The 17,393-nt window shown below is 59.6% G+C and carries 16 protein-coding genes; 3 read left to right on the top strand and 13 right to left on the bottom strand.

Going from position 1 to position 17,393, the window contains the following annotated elements:
- Window positions 1-101 precede the first annotated feature (101 nt).
- From F8N85_RS04240 to F8N85_RS04190, 11 genes are all read right to left on the bottom strand, one after another.
- The gene (locus F8N85_RS04240) at window positions 102-746 is read right to left on the bottom strand and encodes a methionine ABC transporter permease (RefSeq protein ID WP_150802422.1); all 645 of its coding nucleotides are present in this window, start codon (window positions 744-746) and stop codon (window positions 102-104) included.
- On the bottom strand, window positions 736-1,860 hold the full coding sequence (locus F8N85_RS04235) for a methionine ABC transporter ATP-binding protein (RefSeq protein ID WP_150802421.1): 1,125 nt from the start codon (window positions 1,858-1,860) through the stop codon (window positions 736-738). The genes F8N85_RS04240 and F8N85_RS04235 overlap by 11 nt, the downstream gene beginning before the upstream one ends.
- Window positions 1,861-1,862: 2 nt before the next feature.
- On the bottom strand, window positions 1,863-2,672 hold the full coding sequence (locus tag F8N85_RS04230; RefSeq protein ID WP_150802420.1) for a MetQ/NlpA family ABC transporter substrate-binding protein: 810 nt from the start codon (window positions 2,670-2,672) through the stop codon (window positions 1,863-1,865).
- Between the two features lie 116 nt (window positions 2,673-2,788).
- On the bottom strand, window positions 2,789-4,156 hold the full coding sequence (locus F8N85_RS04225) for an LLM class flavin-dependent oxidoreductase (protein ID WP_150802419.1): 1,368 nt from the start codon (window positions 4,154-4,156) through the stop codon (window positions 2,789-2,791).
- Window positions 4,156-5,349, bottom strand: coding sequence for an SfnB family sulfur acquisition oxidoreductase (locus F8N85_RS04220; protein WP_150802418.1), 1,194 nt, complete (start codon window positions 5,347-5,349; stop codon window positions 4,156-4,158). The genes F8N85_RS04225 and F8N85_RS04220 overlap by 1 nt, the downstream gene beginning before the upstream one ends.
- Before the next feature lie 37 nt (window positions 5,350-5,386).
- Window positions 5,387-6,628 (bottom strand): SfnB family sulfur acquisition oxidoreductase, encoded by a 1,242-nt coding sequence (locus tag F8N85_RS04215; protein WP_150802417.1) that lies wholly within the window; start codon window positions 6,626-6,628, stop codon window positions 5,387-5,389.
- A gap of 263 nt (window positions 6,629-6,891) precedes the next feature.
- The gene (locus F8N85_RS04210) at window positions 6,892-7,656 is read right to left on the bottom strand and encodes a hypothetical protein (protein ID WP_150802416.1); all 765 of its coding nucleotides are present in this window, start codon (window positions 7,654-7,656) and stop codon (window positions 6,892-6,894) included.
- A gap of 600 nt (window positions 7,657-8,256) precedes the next feature.
- Window positions 8,257-9,009: an L-cystine ABC transporter ATP-binding protein TcyN gene (gene tcyN / locus F8N85_RS04205; RefSeq protein ID WP_150802415.1), complete on the bottom strand. Its 753-nt coding sequence runs from the start codon at window positions 9,007-9,009 to the stop codon at window positions 8,257-8,259.
- A gap of 4 nt (window positions 9,010-9,013) precedes the next feature.
- On the bottom strand, window positions 9,014-9,679 hold the full coding sequence (gene tcyL, locus F8N85_RS04200) for a cystine ABC transporter permease (protein ID WP_150802414.1): 666 nt from the start codon (window positions 9,677-9,679) through the stop codon (window positions 9,014-9,016).
- A complete protein-coding gene (tcyJ, locus tag F8N85_RS04195; RefSeq protein ID WP_150802413.1) occupies window positions 9,679-10,473 on the bottom strand; it encodes a cystine ABC transporter substrate-binding protein in 795 nt (264 codons plus the stop codon). The genes tcyL and tcyJ overlap by 1 nt, the downstream gene beginning before the upstream one ends.
- 296 nt (window positions 10,474-10,769) lie before the next feature.
- Window positions 10,770-11,762, bottom strand: coding sequence for a D-cysteine desulfhydrase (locus tag F8N85_RS04190; protein WP_150802412.1), 993 nt, complete (start codon window positions 11,760-11,762; stop codon window positions 10,770-10,772).
- Between the two features lie 192 nt (window positions 11,763-11,954).
- Between F8N85_RS04190 and epsC the strand changes: the two genes are divergently transcribed.
- Window positions 11,955-12,881, top strand: a complete 927-nt coding sequence (epsC, locus tag F8N85_RS04185; RefSeq protein WP_150802411.1) for a serine O-acetyltransferase EpsC — start codon at window positions 11,955-11,957, stop codon at window positions 12,879-12,881.
- A 384-nt stretch (window positions 12,882-13,265) separates the two neighbouring features.
- Window positions 13,266-15,221 carry a choline transporter BetT gene (gene betT, locus F8N85_RS04180; protein ID WP_191636110.1) on the top strand — a complete coding sequence of 652 codons (1,956 nt, stop codon included), beginning with the start codon at window positions 13,266-13,268 and terminating at the stop codon, window positions 15,219-15,221.
- A gap of 17 nt (window positions 15,222-15,238) precedes the next feature.
- Here betT and F8N85_RS04175 read toward each other — a convergent pair whose 3' ends face one another.
- On the bottom strand, window positions 15,239-15,496 hold the full coding sequence (locus tag F8N85_RS04175) for a hypothetical protein (protein WP_150802409.1): 258 nt from the start codon (window positions 15,494-15,496) through the stop codon (window positions 15,239-15,241).
- Between the two features lie 115 nt (window positions 15,497-15,611).
- The gene (locus tag F8N85_RS04170; protein ID WP_150802408.1) at window positions 15,612-16,352 is read right to left on the bottom strand and encodes an SDR family oxidoreductase; all 741 of its coding nucleotides are present in this window, start codon (window positions 16,350-16,352) and stop codon (window positions 15,612-15,614) included.
- Between the two features lie 129 nt (window positions 16,353-16,481).
- Between F8N85_RS04170 and F8N85_RS04165 the strand changes: the two genes are divergently transcribed.
- Complete coding sequence (locus F8N85_RS04165; protein WP_150802407.1) at window positions 16,482-17,372, top strand: LysR family transcriptional regulator; 891 nt, start codon at window positions 16,482-16,484, stop codon at window positions 17,370-17,372.
- The last annotated feature ends 21 nt before the right edge of the window (window positions 17,373-17,393 follow it).

Below are 17,393 nucleotides of genomic sequence, written 5' to 3'. Positions count from 1 at the left end.
ACACCTGCGGTATCGCTGGCGTACGCAAATCCCTTTGTAGGAGCTGCCGCAGGCTGCGATCTTTCGATCTTTCGATCTTTCGATCTTCGAGGCCGGCAAACTCAGCGCTTATTCAACCCCCGCGCCAACCGATCCCCACCCAACTGAATCGCCGCCACCAGAATCACCAGCAGCACGATCACCGTCAGCATGATCTGGCTATCAAACCGTTGATACCCATAGCGGTAGGCGATGTCTCCAAGGCCACCTGCGCCAATCGCACCGGCCATGGCCGAGGAGTTGATCATGGTCACCAGGGTGATGGTGAAACCGCCGACGATTCCCGGTAGCGCTTCCGGCAACAGCACATGCCAGACGATATGCTTGCGCCGGCAGCCCATCGCTTGGGCGGCTTCGATCAATCCATGATCGACCTCGCGCAAACTGACTTCGGCGATGCGTGCGAAGAACGGGGTGGCGGCGATGGTCAGCGGGACCACGGCTGCCCATACGCCATAGGTGGTGCCGACGATCAGCCGGGTGAAGGGAATCAGCGCGACCATCAGAATCAGAAACGGAATCGAACGAAACAGGTTCACGAATGCGCCCAACGCCCGGTTCAGCGCCGGGGCTTCATAGATCCCGCCCTTGGAGCTGGTGACCAGAATCACCGCCAGTGGAATACCCGCCAACAGTGCGATCAAAGACGACACGCCGACCATCAGGAAGGTGTCGATGAAGCCTTGCAGCAACCGATCAAACCACATAGCCCAGCACCTCCGTTTGTTGTGCCCATTGTCTGGCGCGCTGATGTAATTCTTCCGCGCTGTGAGACGAGCCCGTCACCGCCAGTAGCAGTTGTCCCAATGCGTGCCCCTGAATCCGTTCGACTCCGCCCTGCAACAGCCGCACACGGCCGCCAAGGGCGCTGAACAGCGCGGCCAGATCCGGTTCGTCAGCCGCGCTGCCGGTGAACTGCAGTCGCAACACCACGGCGGCCTGCGCCGACTGCGGTTGCGCTTGCAGACGGCTTTGCAGCTCTTGCGGCAAGCCATGTTGCAACGGTGCGAGCAAGGTTTTGCTGACCTCGTGCTGTGGGTTGCCAAAGACTTCCCAGACGGGTCCTTGTTCGACGATTTTTCCGTGTTCGAGCACCACCACCCGATCACAGATATCGCGGATCACCGCCATTTCATGGGTGATCAAAATGATGGTCAGGCCCAGGCGTTGATTGATCTCGCGCAGCAGGCCGAGGATCGACTGGGTGGTCTCCGGGTCGAGCGCCGAGGTGGCTTCGTCACAGAGCAGAATCGCCGGGTCATGGACCAACGCCCGGGCGATTCCGACGCGCTGTTTTTGCCCACCGGAAAGCTGTGCCGGATAGGCCTTGTGCTTGTCTTGCAGACCCACTAGCTCCAGCAATTCACCAACTTTTTTTTCGCGTTTTTCCCTGGATACGCCAGCGACCTTGAGCGGCAATTCGACGTTCTGCCAAACCGTCTTGGCCGACATCAGATTGAAGTGCTGGAAGATCATGCCGATCCGTCGACGCAGCGCCACCAGCCGGTCCTCGTCGAACTCACCGATGTCCACATGATCGATCAGCACCCGGCCAGTGCTCGGTTGCTCCAGACGATTGATGGTACGGATCAGCGACGACTTGCCGGCGCCGCTGCGGCCGATGATGCCGAACACTTCGCCGCGCTGGATCGCCAGGTCGATGCCGTGCAGGGCATTGACCGGTCCTTGTTGGCCCTCGTAGGTCTTGCCCAGGCCGATAAAGCGCACATGGGCGCGATTCAGTTCGGGATGCAACTCGGTCTGTTCAGCGTTCTGCGCTGGCGGGTTGTCCAGCCTGCGTTGGGCGGTCGCTGTACTCATGCTTAACCTTCCCAGCCGGCTTGGTAGAGCTTGCCGTGGGCTTTGTTCAGCGCTGCGCGCACGACTGGGGAGTGCTGGTAGATGTCGACGAATTTGATCAGCCGTGGATCGGTTTTGCTCTTTGGCTGGATCACGAACTGGATCACGTATTCCTTGTGATCGAGGCCGTCGAACAGCAAGGCAGACTCGGCATCGAAGGTTTTCGCCAAGCGGATATAGGCCGGGTAGCCCTGCACCAGATCGGCGTCATCGTAGGCGCGCACCAGTTGCACGGCTTCGACTTGAAGGATTTTGATCTTCTTCGGGTTGGCAATGATGTCGTCTTCAGTGGCCTTGTAGCCGACCCCGGGTTTCAGGGTGATCAGCCCTGCCTTGGCCAGCAGTTGCAAGCCGCGTCCGCTGTTGATCGGGTCGTTGGCGATGGCCACGCTGACGCCTTGGGGCAGCTCGTCGAAACTTTTGTACTTTTTCGAGTAGAGCCCGACGTTGTTGATGATCCCCGGGGCAAACGGCACCAGCTCAAAACCGCCGGCGGCCTTGGCGTTTTCCAGGAACGGAATGTGCTGGAAGTAGTTCACGTCGATATCGCCCGAGGCCAGGCTGACGTTGGGCGCGATCCAGTCGCTGAACTCCACCAGTTCGACTTTCAGGCCTTGCTTGTTGGCTTCTTCTACCGCGGCTTCCAGGGGAATGGCGAAGGCGGCGGTGGTGCCGATTTTCAGTGGGGCGTCAGCAGCGTGAGCGACGGCGCTGAACAGTCCGAGGGCGAGGGCCAGTGCTTTGACTGGTTGGGTGAAGAGATTTTTGGTCATGATATTTTTCCAGTCAGGGCATAAAGGTGTGGTGTTTGGTCTGGCATCTTCGCGGGCAAGCCCGCTCCCACAAGTGCACCGCAACCCCTGTGGGAGCGGGCTTGCCCGCGAAGCTTTTAGTGTCGGTAGCGGGCGCCGGTGTGTTGCGGCGGTAAATGCGCCTCTGCATGAAACAGCTTCTCCCGCAGACTGCCGTTGTCATACGCAGTCTTGTACGACCCTCTGCGCTGCAACTCGGGGATCACCAGATCAATGAAATCGACATAGCTTTCCGGTGTGACAATCCGCGTCAGGTTGAAGCCGTCCAGGCCGGTTTCGGCGATCCAGGATTCCAGTTCATCGGCGACCTGTTCCGGTGAGCCGACCAGGGTGATGTAACGTCCGCCCAAAGCGTGTTGTTCGAGCAATTTGCGCCGGGTCCAGTCGTTGTTTTGCAGGATCTTGGTGGCGGACTGGATGGCGTTGCTTTTCACGTGCTGGATCGGTTCGTCGAGTTCGTACCCGGAAAAATCGATCCCGGTGGACGCCGAGAAATGCGCAACGCCGGCTTCGGCGCTGGCGTAGCTCAGGTACTCGGCGTGCTTGGCCCAGGCCAGCTCTTCAGTCGCGCCAACAATCACGTTCAAGCCCATGAACACCTTGATATCCACGGGGTTGCGTCCGGCTTCGACGGCGCTGGCGCGAACCTTGTCCACCTGTACCTTGGTTGACGCCTTGTTCTGCCCGCTGATGAACACGCACTCGGCATGCCGCCCGGCGAACTGCAAGCCGCGATCCGAGCTGCCGGCCTGGAACAGCACCGGCGTGCGCTGAGGGGACGGCTCGCACAGGTGATAGCCCTCGACCTGGTAAAACTCGCCATGGTGCGCAACCTTGTGGACCTTGTCCGGCTGCGCGTAGATCCGCTGCTGCGGATCATTGAGCACCGCGTCGTTTTCCCAACTGCCTTCCCAGAGTTTGTAGAGCACCTCCAGGTATTCATCGGCCTGGTCGTATCGCCGGTCATGTTCGACCTGCTGGGTCAGACCCATGGCCTTGGCGGCGCTGTCGAGGTAACCGGTGACGATATTCCAGCCGACCCGGCCACGACTCAGGTGGTCCAGTGTCGACATGCGTCGGGCGAACAGATAGGGCGGTTCGTAGGTCAGGTTGGCAGTCAGGCCGAAACCCAGGTTTTTCGTCACAGCGGCCATGGCCGATACCAGCAGCAACGGATCGTTGACCGGCAACTGGATCGACTCTTTCAGCGGTACGTCCACTGAGTGTTGATAGACGTCGTAGACGCCGACGATGTCGGCAATGAATAACCCGTCGAACAGCCCGCGTTCCAGCAGCTGCGCCAGTTCGGTCCAGTATTCGACGGTCTTGTATTGAGTCGAATTGTCCCGCGGGTGAGTCCACAGGCCGTGGTTGATGTGCCCAATGCAGTTCATGTTGAAGGCATTGAGCAGGATTTTTTTGCTCTTTGTTAAAGGCGAGGGCATCAGATAGTCCCCCGTAGCGGCGGATTTTCATCGTTGAGGTAATAGTTGCCGACCGCGTGGTACTTCCAGCGCACCGGGTCGTGCAGGGTGTGCACCCGGGCATTGCGCCAGTGGCGGTCCAGACCGTGTTCGGCCAGGGTGGCCTGGCTGCCGGCCAGTTCGAACAAGGTGCTGCCGGCCGCCAGGGAAATTTCGCTGCTGATGGCGCGGGCTTCGGCGACAGCGATAGATGCGGCGGCGACGGTCTCGGCGTTGGTTTCAGCTTGGGCCCGGTCGAGAAACTCACCGGCGCGTTCGAGCAGTGCTTCGGCGGCGTGCAGGCGAATGCTCAAATGGCCGAAACTCTTCAGGGTCAATGGGTCTTCAGTGGCGTTGTCGTTGCCCGAATCAATCCACGGCCGGGTCTTGGTTCGGACAAAATGCAGCGCGTCTTCATACGCGGCGCGGGCAATCCCGGTGTCGATGGCCGCGTGGAGGATTTGCGCCAACGGGCCGACCGGCGTCGGGCGCTCGAAGGCGCTTTGAAACGGGATCACGTCTTCGGCCACCACATACACGTTGTCGAACACCACCGAGCCGCTGCCGGTGGTGCGCTGACCGAAGCCGCTCCAGTCGTCGATCACCGTCAGCCCCTGGCTGTCGCGCGGCACAAAGGCCAGTTGCTGCACGCCGTGTTCATCCACCACGGAGGTCGGAATCCGCTGGGCGTAGAGGGCACCGGTGGAATAGAACTTGCGACCGTTGATGCGATAACCCTCGCCGTCCCGGTTGAGGCTGGTGACGCGGTCGTGGGCGGTTTTGGTGCCCAGTTCGGCAAGCGCATTACCGAAACGCTGGCCGGCCAGTACTTCGGCGTAGAGACGTTTTTTCTGCTCAGGGCTGCCGTTTACCCGCAGTACTTCGAGGGCATAAAAATGGTTCTGCGGGATCTGCCCCAGGGAGGCGTCGGCCTGGGCGATCAACGCAATGACTTTGGCCAAAGTGACATTGGAAACGCCCGCGCCACCGTAGGTTTTCGGCACGCTGATGCCCCAGAGACCGGAGCGCGAAAACACTTCCAGCTCCGGGAGTGGCAGGCGGCGCTCGCGATCACGCAAGGCGCTGTCGCGCTTGAAGTCTTCGGCCAGGTCGCTGGCGACGATCAAGGCTTGTTCGTCGCTGGTGATGACCGCGACGTGTTGAGAAAGAGTCATGTGTTTCTCCAGAGATCTGGTCAATGTGTGCGGGTCGTCAGATCCAGGAATGCCGGGCCGGGAGGGTGCCGTTCAGGTGATAGGCGCCCACTGCGTGATATTTCCAGCGCACCGGGTCGTGCAGGGTGTGGACGCGAGCGTTGCGCCAGTGGCGATCGAGATTGAATTCGGCGAGGGTCGCGCGGCTGCCGGCCAGCTCGAACAGCTTTTCGCTGGCCAGCAGCGAGATCTCGGTGGTCAGTACTTTGGCTTCGGCCACGGCGATCGAGGCGCGAGCGGCGGATTCGGCTGTCACCGGAGCGGCGCTGACCTGATCGAGCACTTGCCCGGCCTTGCGCAGCAGTGCCTCGGCGGCATGCAGTTCGATTTTCAGTTTGCCGATCTCGGCGATCACGTAGAGGTCATCACTGGCCCGTTCGACATTGGCGTCAATCCACGGCCGCGAACGTTCGCGGACAAAGCTGATGCTGTCGTCGATCGCGCCACGGGCGATACCGAGGTCAATGGCGGCCTGAATCAATTGCGACACGGCACCCTGGGTATTCGGAACTTCGCTCAACCGCCAGTTATCCACCACCAGCTCGGCTTCGACCGGTACGTTGTTGAGCAATACGGTTCCACTTGCGGTCGTCCGTTGGCCAAAACCTGACCAGTCATCGACGATGCGCAGCCCGGGCGTGCCACGGCGGACGAATGCCATGACTTGCTTGCCGTCATCATTCAGCGCCTTGACGGTGATCCAGTGGGCGAACAACGCACCGGTCGAGTAAAACTTCTGGCCGTTGATGACGAAACCCTCACCTTCGGCGGTGATCCGGGCTTTGAGTTCGAGGGTGTTTTTGGTGCCGCGTTCGGGGCCGGCGTTACCGATCCGCCAACCTTCGAGCACGCTTTGGAACAGCTGCTTTTTTTGCCGTTCGGTAGCGCTGCTCAATAGCACATTGAGAATGCCGAACTGGTTTTGCGGGATCTGCCCCAGCGCCGGGTCAGCCGCGGAAATGATCGCGAACACTTCGGCAATGGTCACGAAGGAGACCTGCGGGCCGCCGAATTCACGGGGAATGGAAATACTGCCGAGGCCGCTGCGGGTGAACTGCTCTATTTCCGACCACGGCAACTTGCGCTGCCGGTCGCGCCGGGAGGCTTGCAGGCGGGCGACTTCAGCCAGTTCGTGGGCGGCTTTGAGCGCTTGCGCGTCATTACGCAAGACCCGTGCGGGCAACAACAGCGGGGCGGTGTCCAGATCACTCTGGATGGATGCATCTGCCAGACTAGACATTAGTGCCGCTCCTTGGCTGCACGCAATGCCCTGGCGATCTGCACTCGGGTGATTGTGTTCCGGACCATACCTACCTCACATCTCATGGAAATGCCGCGAAAGCTGCGGCGAAATCAAAAACAAGAATGTCCGGTGGTCCGGTCTATATACCCTAATCGCGTATTAAAAATTAATAAACTAACTTATAGGAATAAGCATAGAAGGGCTGCTGTGAGGGTCTGCGCTCCGGAGTTCCCAAGCCCGGAGCGGGAGCGGAGGAAGGCTCAGTGGCGCCGCGTTTCGGCGGCGCGAAGTACCGTTCTCACGGGTGTTTTGCTGTAAGGGTTGGCGGCCCCGATCTTCAGCTTGCACGCCGGCGCCCAGCGCGAGCTGTTGCCTACGCGATCGAGGATGCAGTAGGTGATTTCCAGTTGATTGTCTTCCCCCGCCTCCAGAATCACCGCCGGTGGAACCCATACGTTGATCGGCTGGCCGACTTCGTCGGCTTTGACTTTAGGCAGGTCCATGCGCACGTCGCCCCAGCGCAGGGTGATTTCATCCTCGGCGGCCATGTTCAGGTAAGGCGCTATGGTCAGCGGCACGCCGCGGTTGATCTGATTGGGGTTGACCCCCTGGCGGCGAATCGTTTCGGGGATACCCAGGGGCTCAAGGCTCTGGTTTTCGTCGCCGCAGAGTTCCGACGGTTGCCCGCCCGGGCAGTCGAGCTTGACCTGGACCCGTCGCACGGCCGATAGCGCCGGCCCCTGCCCGACTTGCATGACTCGATAGTGGATACGCGAAGTGCCATTCTGCACAAAGCTCTCCGGCACCCGCAGGCTGACAGGCTTTCCGATGTCGGCGGCCTTGAGTGACCGGGACGCCACATAGCAGCCGTCCCAGAACAATTCGATGAGGTCAGCTTCGTCCATGGCGGCATAGGGCGGTATTTCGATCAGCAGATGAGCGGCAGCCATGACACCTATGCCATGCATAGGGTTATGTGCCAGAGACGGAGCGCCAAGTTCCGGTTTTGCTGAGGTACGTGTCATGTCGTTCTCCTTGATAGAGTGCAGCGAAATCCGTTTCGGGCAAGAACACAACGCAAGTGCCAAGCCTTCATCTATAGAGCGCCACGCAAGTAAAAGTGATAAAGCCAATGAGTTGAAAAATTCAGAGTGTGTAATAGGTTCTGATGTGTTTGTTTAGATAAGTTTGGGGCGGAGTTCATGTCAAGCAGTTCTATTGGTAAACTTGTTGATCGGCCTCTAATCAGAAAAAACCTACATGTTATTGGCATTTTAGTGTGTGCGTCATATGACTTTTACCCAGAGGCTATTGCGCCGAATAGTCGCATTACTGGCCAGTAGGCCATGCAAACCATGGTCACGGTTATTCCAGGTTTTTCAAAGAAATGTGTAACAGGAGGTATGTACAGGCGTCGTATACAATTAATAACCGCACGGCCAAGCGACTGAGAGGATAGGGCGGGAGGCATGACGGTTTGATAAAGACGTTATATAGAAGTCGTTATGCAACGACGGCTAATTGTTCAGGCGTCAGGAAGTGTAATGAGTGGGTGGTGCGGAACTTATACACCTATATTTCGGCAGGACTCGCTCCATCCTTGGGGCGACTTGATCGGGGTTTAATTAAACGCTGGCGTTAAGAAATTTACTGAGAAACTGTCGAGTCCGCTCTTCTTTCGGATTGGCAAACAATGCCTTGGCTTCTCCTTGTTCGACAATGACACCCTTGTCGAAAAACACCACCCGATTGGCCACGTCCCGGGCGAAGCCCATTTCATGGGTGACAATCACCATGGTGCGTTTCTCTTCGGCCAGGCCGCGAATGGTCGCCAGTACTTCGCCCACCAATTCCGGGTCCAGGGCGGAGGTGGGTTCATCGAATAGAATCACCTCCGGCTCCATCGCCAGCGCACGGGCAATCGCTACCCGCTGTTGCTGTCCACCGGAGAGCCTGCGCGGGTAAGCGTCCTCCTTGCCCGCCAGGCCAACCTTGGCCATCAGCGCACGGCCCAGGACCAGCGCTTTGTCCCTGGGCATTTTCTTGACGACCAATGGGCCCTCGATCACGTTTTCCAGCGCCGTGCGATGGGGGAACAGGTTGAAGCTCTGAAACACGAAACCCACGTGCTGGCGCAACCGGCGCACCAGCCCCTGTTGCTGGTTCAGCGGTCGGCTGCCATCGATCTCGATATCACCGACCTTGATCCGGCCACTGGTGGGTTCTTCGAGAAAGTTCAGGCAGCGCAGGAAGGTCGTTTTGCCCGACCCGCTGGGCCCGATGATCGCTACTACCTCGCCTTCCTTCACTTGCAGATCGATGCCGTTGAGCACGACTTGACCCTTGAACTGCTTTGTCAGTTTTTCCACGACAATCATTGGGTCAAAACTCCTGGTCGTGCCGATTGACCCGCGCTTCCAACTGGTTTTGCAGGTGCGACAGCACCGTTGCAAGAATCCAGTAGATCAGTGCGGCGGCCAGATACATGGTGAAGATTTCGAAGGTGCGGGCGGTAATCAGCTGCGCCTGACGGAACAGTTCCGGCACCTGAATGGTGGCGGCCAGCGCGGTGTCCTTGACCAGCGAAATGAAGCTGTTGCCCAGCGGCGGCAGGGCCGTGCGCATCGCTTGCGGCAGGATGGCCCGGCGCAGGGTCTGCGCGCGGGTCATGCCGATACTGGCGGCGGCTTCCCACTGGCCGCGCTCGATGGAGCTGATCGCGGCACGGAGGATTTCGCAGGCGTAGGCGGCCATGTTCAGCGAGAAGCCGATCAGGGCCGCTGGCAGCGGATCAAGTTCGATGCCCAATTGCGGCAAGCCGTAATAGATCACGAACAGTTGCACCAGCAACGGCGTGCCGCGAAAGAACGACACGTAGATGCGGGCGATCCAGCTCACCAGCTTGAAGCGCGACAGGCGCATCAAGGCCAGGCCGAAGCCCAGCACGAGGCCGAAGAACATCCCGCCGAGGCTCAAGATGACCGTGTAGTACGCGCCCTTCAGCAGGAAGGGCGCGGAATCCAGCGCGAGTTGGAAAGCTTCTTCCATTATTTAGTGACGTCAGCGTTGAAGTATTTCTGCGAGATCTTGGCCAGGGTGCCGTCGGCGCGCAGCTTGTCGATGGCTTTGTTCACCGCCGCCAGCAGTTCAGGCTCGCCTTTGCGCAGGGCAATACCGGCTTCCTGACGGGAGAACGGTTCGCCGGCAACGGCGGTGTCCTTGGCTTTGGAGGTCAGTTCGAGAGCGGCCAGACGGTCTACCAGGATGGCGTCGATACGGCCTACGCGCAGGTCCTGATACTTGGTCGGATCATCATCGTAGGTTCTGATGATGGCTTTAGGTTGGTTATCCTTGAGCCATTGCTCGTAATTAGTGCCAAGACCCACGCCGATCTTCTTGCCGGCCAGATCGTCGACGGTCTTGATAGTGCCTTCGTTCTTTTTCAGGGTCAGCGCCTGAATCCCGGAGATGGTGTAGGGCTGGGAGAAGTCATACTTCTTTTTGCGCTCTTCGGAGATGGTTACCTGGTTGATCACCGCGTCCAGACGCTTGGATTCCAGGGCCGCGAGGATACCGTCCCATTTGGTTGGCTGCAGTTTGACTTTCACGCCCAGCTCTTTGGCCAGGGCTTCGGAGAACTCTACTTCGAAGCCGGCCAGTTTGCCGTCGGCATCGACGAAACTGAACGGTGGATAGGTGCCTTCCAGACCGACGTTGATCACGCCGGCATCCTTGATTTTTTGCAGTTGCTCACCGGCAATCGCTTGCCCCAGCAGACCGGCACCCAGTGCCAGACCCAGCGAACCAATAAGCAGGTTTCGACGTAGTGCGGAAAAATTCATGAAAAGCCCCTATGTTTTCTTATGAAGATGCATTTGGAAAAGAAGGCGAATCTCTGGATCTGGACGACTGCAACATCCTGCCTTAAAGCAGCTTATGCGTCTCGTGGCATATTCGCCTATGGAGCGACTATATGACGGGACCTTTAGATAAGAAAATAATATAAAAATACATTCTTATTTCTTTATGGAATAATAATTTTATCGCATTCGAAAAGATCGCAGCCTGCGGCCGCTCCTACAAAGGCAGGTTGAGCACCGATCCCGTAGGAGCTGCCGCAGGCTGCGATCTTTTGCTTTTAAAACATCCCCGCATACGCAAACAACGCCGGCGCCCCGCCGGTGTGCAGGAAGATGATCGGGCCGTCATCGAAACGATTGCGGCCGATGCCATCGAGCAAGCCGGCCATGGCCTTGCCGGTGTACACCGGGTCCAGTAACAAGCCTTCGTGACTGGCCACCAGCTTGATCGCCGCCAGGGTGCCGGCATTCGGCTCGCCATAACGGGGGGCGAAATATTCGTCCCACAGTTCCACCTTGAAGCTCGCCGGCACGCTCATGCCGAGCAGTTGCGCGGTGCGTTCGGCCAGGTCCTGGACCTTCGGCCGCTGGGCTTCATCAGTGCGCGAAACCGTGACACCCACTACTGGCAAATCCGGCAGCGCTTCGCTCAGTGCCAAGGCCAGACCGCTATGAGTCCCGGCGCTGCCGGAGGCCAGCACTACCGCGGCGAACTTCAGGCCGCTGTCCTCGATCTGCGCGGCCAGTTCCAGACCGGCCCGGACATAACCCAAGGCACCTAAAGCGTTGGAGCCGCCAATCGGCACCAGATAGGGTTTCTTGCCACTGGACCGCAGGCGTTCGGCGAGGGCGTGCAGTTGATCGTCGGCGTTGTCCAGGTTCTCCACCAGCTCGACCTTGGCGTCGAACAAATCCAGCAGCAGGCGGTTACCGTTTGCCAGGTAGTTGCTGTCGCTGGTGCCGAGGGGGTTTTCCAGCAGTGCGACGCAGCCCAGCCCGAGCTTGGCGGCCAATGCCGCGGTCTGGCGCACATGGTTGGACTGAATGGCACCTGCGGTGATCAAGGTATCGGCACCGGCAGCCAGCGCATCGGCCGCCAGGTATTCGAGTTTGCGAAGCTTGTTGCCGCCCAGGGCCAGTGGTGTGGTGTCATCGCGTTTGACATAAATATCGCGACCCAGCCAGGCCGACAGGCGCTCGAGTTTCTCCAGCGCAGTGGCGGTGCCGAGGAGTTCCAGACGATTGAAGCGAGCAAGCTGTTGTTTGATCATGGGTCCGTACTGGTTGTAGGAGGTGTCTGGACTATAGGCAGGCCTTTTTACTGGAGCAACCGTCAATCGCTTATATCCAAATGTGCTTACACCCACACAATTCGTTCTTAATTCAGGTTCGGGCGTGTACCGTAAAGTGGATGCCGTTTCCGCAGCCAGACAGTCCGGCCGCATGAATGAGGAGTCTTTACCGTGAGCGAGCGTTCCAGCCATTGGCAGTTGCAGACCATCGTCAGCCAACTGCGCGAAGCCCGAGATCAGTGGCGTACTCAGAACGGCCGTAGCAGCGGCGAGCAGGGCGGGCGTGAATTGCCGTCGCGAGAGGCCATGGCCGAGATTCTCGAGGCGCTGTGCGGTGCACTGTTCCCGATGCGCCTTGGTCCGGTGGACCTGCGCGAGGAGAGTGAAGACTTCTACGTCGGCCATACCCTGGATGTGGCGCTCAATGCCCTGTTGGCCCAGGCGCGGCTTGAACTGCGTTATGTGGCGCGGCAAAGCGCGCTGGTCGACAACGAAGTCGAGGTCAAGGCGATCCGGTTGATCCAGGATTTCGCCCTGGCCTTGCCGGGTTTGCGCAGTCTGCTCGATACCGATGTGCTGGCCGCCTTCCACGGTGACCCGGCGGCGCGCAGCGTGGATGAAGTGCTGTTGTGCTACCCGGGCATTCTCGCGGTGATTCATCATCGCCTGGCGCATCACCTGTATCGCGCGGGTTTGCCGCTATTGGCGCGGATCAGTTCGGAGATCGCCCACTCGGCAACGGGTATCGATATCCACCCCGGCGCGCAGATCGGCGCCAGCTTCTTTATCGATCACGGGACGGGTGTGGTGATCGGCGAGACAGCGATCATCGGCGAGCGGGTGCGCATTTATCAGGCGGTGACGCTCGGCGCGAAACGTTTCCCCGCGGACGAGGACGGCCAGTTGCAAAAAGGCCATCCGCGCCACCCGATTGTCGAAGACGATGTGGTGATCTATGCCGGCGCGACCATCCTCGGGCGGATCACCATCGGCAAGGGCTCGACCATCGGCGGCAATGTCTGGCTGACTCGCAGCGTGCCGGCCAGCTGCAACCTGACCCAGGCCAATCTGCAGCATGATGACGGGACGCAGAAGTAACCCGGTTGGCGCTTGACACCTGTGGCGAGGGGGCTTGCCCCCGCTGGGTCGCGTAGCGGCCCTAAAATCAGTAATCGCATTGTGCCAGGGAGAACGCATATGCAGGCTTTAACTGAAAGAATTCGGTTGTAGGTTTCGGGGCCGCTTCGCAGCCCAACGGGGGCAAGCCCCCTCGCCACAAGACGCCGCTGAGCCTTGCGATTAGTCCTGAAGCGCCTTTCCATGTTTAACTTGAACGCTCGTTCAAGTTAAATCGGTGGTTCGCTGCCCGCTCACAACAGGAGGCTTACCTTTGCTGAGTCCGTTTTATCCAGCCACATTCCATCCCCTCGAGGTGCAGCTTTCATGAGTGCATCGTCCACCCCTCCAAGCGGTCAGATCCGCATGAATCCGCCGGTGTTCTATTTCTCGGCGAGTTTCATTCTGTTGTTCGGCCTGGTGGTCATCGCCGTGCCGGAACAGGCCGGTGCCTGGCTACTGGCCGCACAAAACTGGGCGGCCAATACGGTCGGCTGGTACTACATGCTGGCGATGACTCTGTATCTGGTCTTCGTGGTGGTCACCGCCTTGTCCGGCTACGGCAAGATCAAGCTCGGTGCCGACCACGACGAACCCGAATTCAGTTACCTGTCCTGGGCCGGCATGCTGTTCGCCGCCGGGATCAGCATCACGCTGTTTTTCTTCTGTGTGTCCGAGCCGCTGACTCACATGCTGCAGCCGCCTCAAGGCGAAGCCGGCACGGCGGATGCCGCGCGCCAGGCCATGCAGATTCTGTTTCTGCACTGGGGCCTGCACGGCTGGGGCGTGTTCGCTTTCGTCGGCATGGCGCTGGCCTACTTCGCCTATCGGCATAACCTGCCACTGGCTTTGCGCTCGGCGCTGTACCCGTTGATCGGCAAGCGCATCAACGGCCCGATCGGCTACGCGGTGGATGGCTTCGGCATCATCGCCACGGTGTTTGGGTTGGGCGCGGACATGGGCTTTGGCGTATTGCACCTCAACTCCGGTCTCGACTTCCTGTTCGGCATCGCTCACACCCAGTGGATTCAGGTCGGCCTGATCACGCTGATGATGGGCGCGGCGATCATCGTTGCGGTGTCCGGTGTCGATAAAGGCGTGCGGGTAATGTCCGACATCAACATGCTGCTGGCCTGCGCGCTGCTGCTGTTCGTGTTGTTCGCCGGGCCCACCCAGCACCTGCTCAACACCCTGATCCAGAACATCGGCGATTACCTCGGTGCCTTGCCGATGAAGAGTTTCGATCTCTACGCCTACGATAAACCCAGCGACTGGCTGGGCGGCTGGACGGTGTTTTATTGGGCCTGGTGGATCGCATGGTCGCCGTTCGTGGGGTTGTTCATCGCGCGGATTTCCCGTGGCCGAACCATCCGCGAATTCGTCTTCGGCGTGCTGCTGATTCCCCTGGGTTTCACCCTGGCGTGGATGTCGATCTTCGGCAACAGCGCCATCGATCAGGTGCTCAACCATGGCATGAGCGCGATGGGAATGTCGGCCCTCGAAAATCCGTCGATGACCCTGTACCTGCTGCTGGAAACCTACCCGTGGGGCAAGACTGTCATCGCGGTCACGGTGTTTATCAGCTTTGTGTTCTTCGTCACCTCGGCAGACTCCGGCACCGTGGTGCTCTCGACGCTTTCAGCCCGTGGCGGCAACCCCGACGAAGACGGGCCGAAATGGCTGCGGGTGTTCTGGGGTGCGATGACCGCGCTGATCACCAGTGCCTTGTTGTTCGCCGGTAGTATCGACTCGCTGAAATCAGCGGTGGTGCTCACTTCGCTGCCGTTCTCGTTGATCTTGCTACTGATGATGTGGGGCCTGCACAAGGCGTTCTACCTCGAGTCGCAGAAGCAGATCGCGCAAATGCACTCGCTGGCACCGGTGTCCGGTTCGCGGCGCGGCGGTTGGCGTCAGCGCCTGAGCCAGGCCGTGCATTTCCCGTCACGGGATGAGGTGTACCGTTTCCTCGACTCCACGGTGCGCCCGGCCATCGAAGAAGTGACGGCGGTGTTCGTCGAAAAAGGCCTCAACGTGGTCGCTCAACCGGACCCGGCCAATGACAGCGTCAGCCTGGAAATCGGCCATGGCGAGCAGCATCCGTTCATCTATCAGGTGCAAATGCGCGGCTATTTCACGCCGTCCTTCGCCCGTGGCGGGATGGGCTCCAAAGAGCTCAACAACCGTCGCTATTACCGGGCTGAAGTACACCTGAGCGAAGGCAGTCAGGACTACGATCTGGTGGGTTACACCAAAGAGCAGATCATCAACGACATCCTCGACCAGTACGAACGGCACCTGCAGTTCCTGCACCTGGTACGTTGATCGAAGCGCGGTGGCGCTCAGGCATTGTTCAACACCATGAATAGCACCAGAGCAGCCACCGGTACGCTGAACACCACACTACCGACCATCAGTTCAGAGACCAGCGACTGCCCTGCAGTGACCAGGCCCACGGCGCCGTTGATCAGCGTCAGCGCCAGCCACAGGACGATGAAACTGTAGGTAACGGTCTGCTGGCTGAAACCGAGTTTCTGGCCGATGAACAACATCAGCGCCAGAAGGACCAGGCCGAAAGTGATGATGATGGTGGTGTGCACGTGGGTGTCCTCCTTTAAGCGAAAGCTGGGCCCTTGTAGGAGCAGCCGGGCAAGCTCGCTCCCACACGTCCAACACTCCGTCATAACGAGCATAGGCGTTGAGAACCTTGACGACTCAAACCAGCCCGCCATTGGCCCGCAGGATTTGCCCGTTGACCCAGCTGGCAGCCGGGCTGACCAGAAAGGAAATGACCTTGGCGATGTCTTCTGGCTGACCGAGGCGTTCCAGTGGCGGCATCTTGGCGAAGGTCTGGATCTGCTCTTCGCTTTTGCCGTGCAGGAACAGTTCAGTGGCGACCGGGCCGGGAGCGATCGCGTTGACGGTGATGTTGCGACCGCGCAGTTCCTTGGCGAACACCTGGGTAAGGGATTCAACCGCCGCTTTGCTGGCGATGTACACGGCGTAGCCCGGCAGGTTCAGGCCGACGGTGCTGCTGGAGAAGTTGACGATCCGTCCGCCGGCATTCAGGCGGGTCGCGGCTTCGCGCAGGGTGTTGAAGGTGCCACGAGTGTTGATGGCGAAGGTCTGCTCGAACAATTCGTCGCTGTGCTGGGCCAGCGGCAGGACGTTGAGGATCCCGGCGTTGTTCACCAACACATCGACCTTGCCCAATTGCGCTTCGGTCTCGTCGAACATCCGGCGGACGTCAGCGGCGTTGGCCACGTCGGCCTTGATCGCTATGGCCTGGTGACCGGCCTGACGCAGTGCCACGACCAGGGCCGAGGCTTCGCCAGCGCTGCTGGCGTAGTTGATGGCGACCGCGAAGCCTTCGCTTGCGAGTTGCTCGGCGATTGCTGCGCCGATGCCGCGCGAAGCTCCGGTAACGAGGGCGACTTTCGAAGTTTGAGTAGTCATGGCGAGGATTCCTTGGGGCTAGTGAGTTGCTGTTGGAGCAAGATTCACATGTTTACCAGGGTCGATAAATGCAGCAGAGTTGCCTTGACTGTTCAATAATCGCCAACAATCGAGCGACAGGAGTCCAGCGTGGATCAAGTCAAAGCGATGAAGGTTTTCGTGCGCATCTACGAGCGCAGCAGCTTCACGCTGGCCGCCGATGACCTGAACTTGCCTCGCGCCACCCTGACCCACACCCTCAATCAATTCGAAGCCTGGCTCGGTACGCGGTTACTGGAACGCAGCACGCGGCGGGTGCGTCCGACCCTCGATGGCGAGGCGTACTACCTGCGTTGCGTGCAGTTGCTGGCGGAATTGGAAGAGGCTGAACTGGCGTTTCGATCGGTGGCGCCGAAAGGGCGGCTGCGGGTCGACTTGCATGGCACTTTGGCCAAGTACTTCGTGATCCCGGCGCTGCCGCAATTCATGGAACGCTACCCGGAAATCGAACTGTGCATCAGCGAAGCGGACCGCTTCGTCGACCTGATCGCCGAAGGCGTCGACTGCGTATTGCGCGCCGGCACCCTGGGCGATTCGTCGCTGATTGGCCGCCGCGTCGCGACCCTGCGTCAGGTGACCTGCGCCAGCCCGGCCTACTTGCGCAAATACGGCGAACCGAAAAGCCTCGCCGACCTGACGCAGCACCGCGCGGTGAACTACGTCTCGCGCACCACCGCGAAACTGTTCCCGTTCGAATTCATGGTCGACGGTGAGCTGAAAGAAGTTCCTGTCGACGGCGCGCTGTCAGTGCTCGGCGCGGAAATCTACGCCGCCTCGGCAGTCGCCGGCCTGGGCCTCATCCAGTGCCCGCACTACCGCATGGCGACGCAGATTTCCCAGGGGTTGGTGCAGGAAATCCTTGCCGACACCCCACCACCACCCATGCCGGTTTCGGTCCTTTATCCGCACAACAGACACATGTCGCCACGGGTTCGGGTGTTTGTCGATTGGTTGAGTGAGGTGTTTGCCACCGCTGAGTAACCGTCAGTCTGAGGAGAAATA

This window comes from Pseudomonas fluorescens, from assembly GCF_902497875.1.
Taxonomy (GTDB): domain Bacteria; phylum Pseudomonadota; class Gammaproteobacteria; order Pseudomonadales; family Pseudomonadaceae; genus Aquipseudomonas; species Aquipseudomonas fluorescens_BR.
The sequence above is the reverse complement of the archived record's forward strand: the minus strand, read 5'-3'. Positions and strand labels throughout refer to the sequence as shown.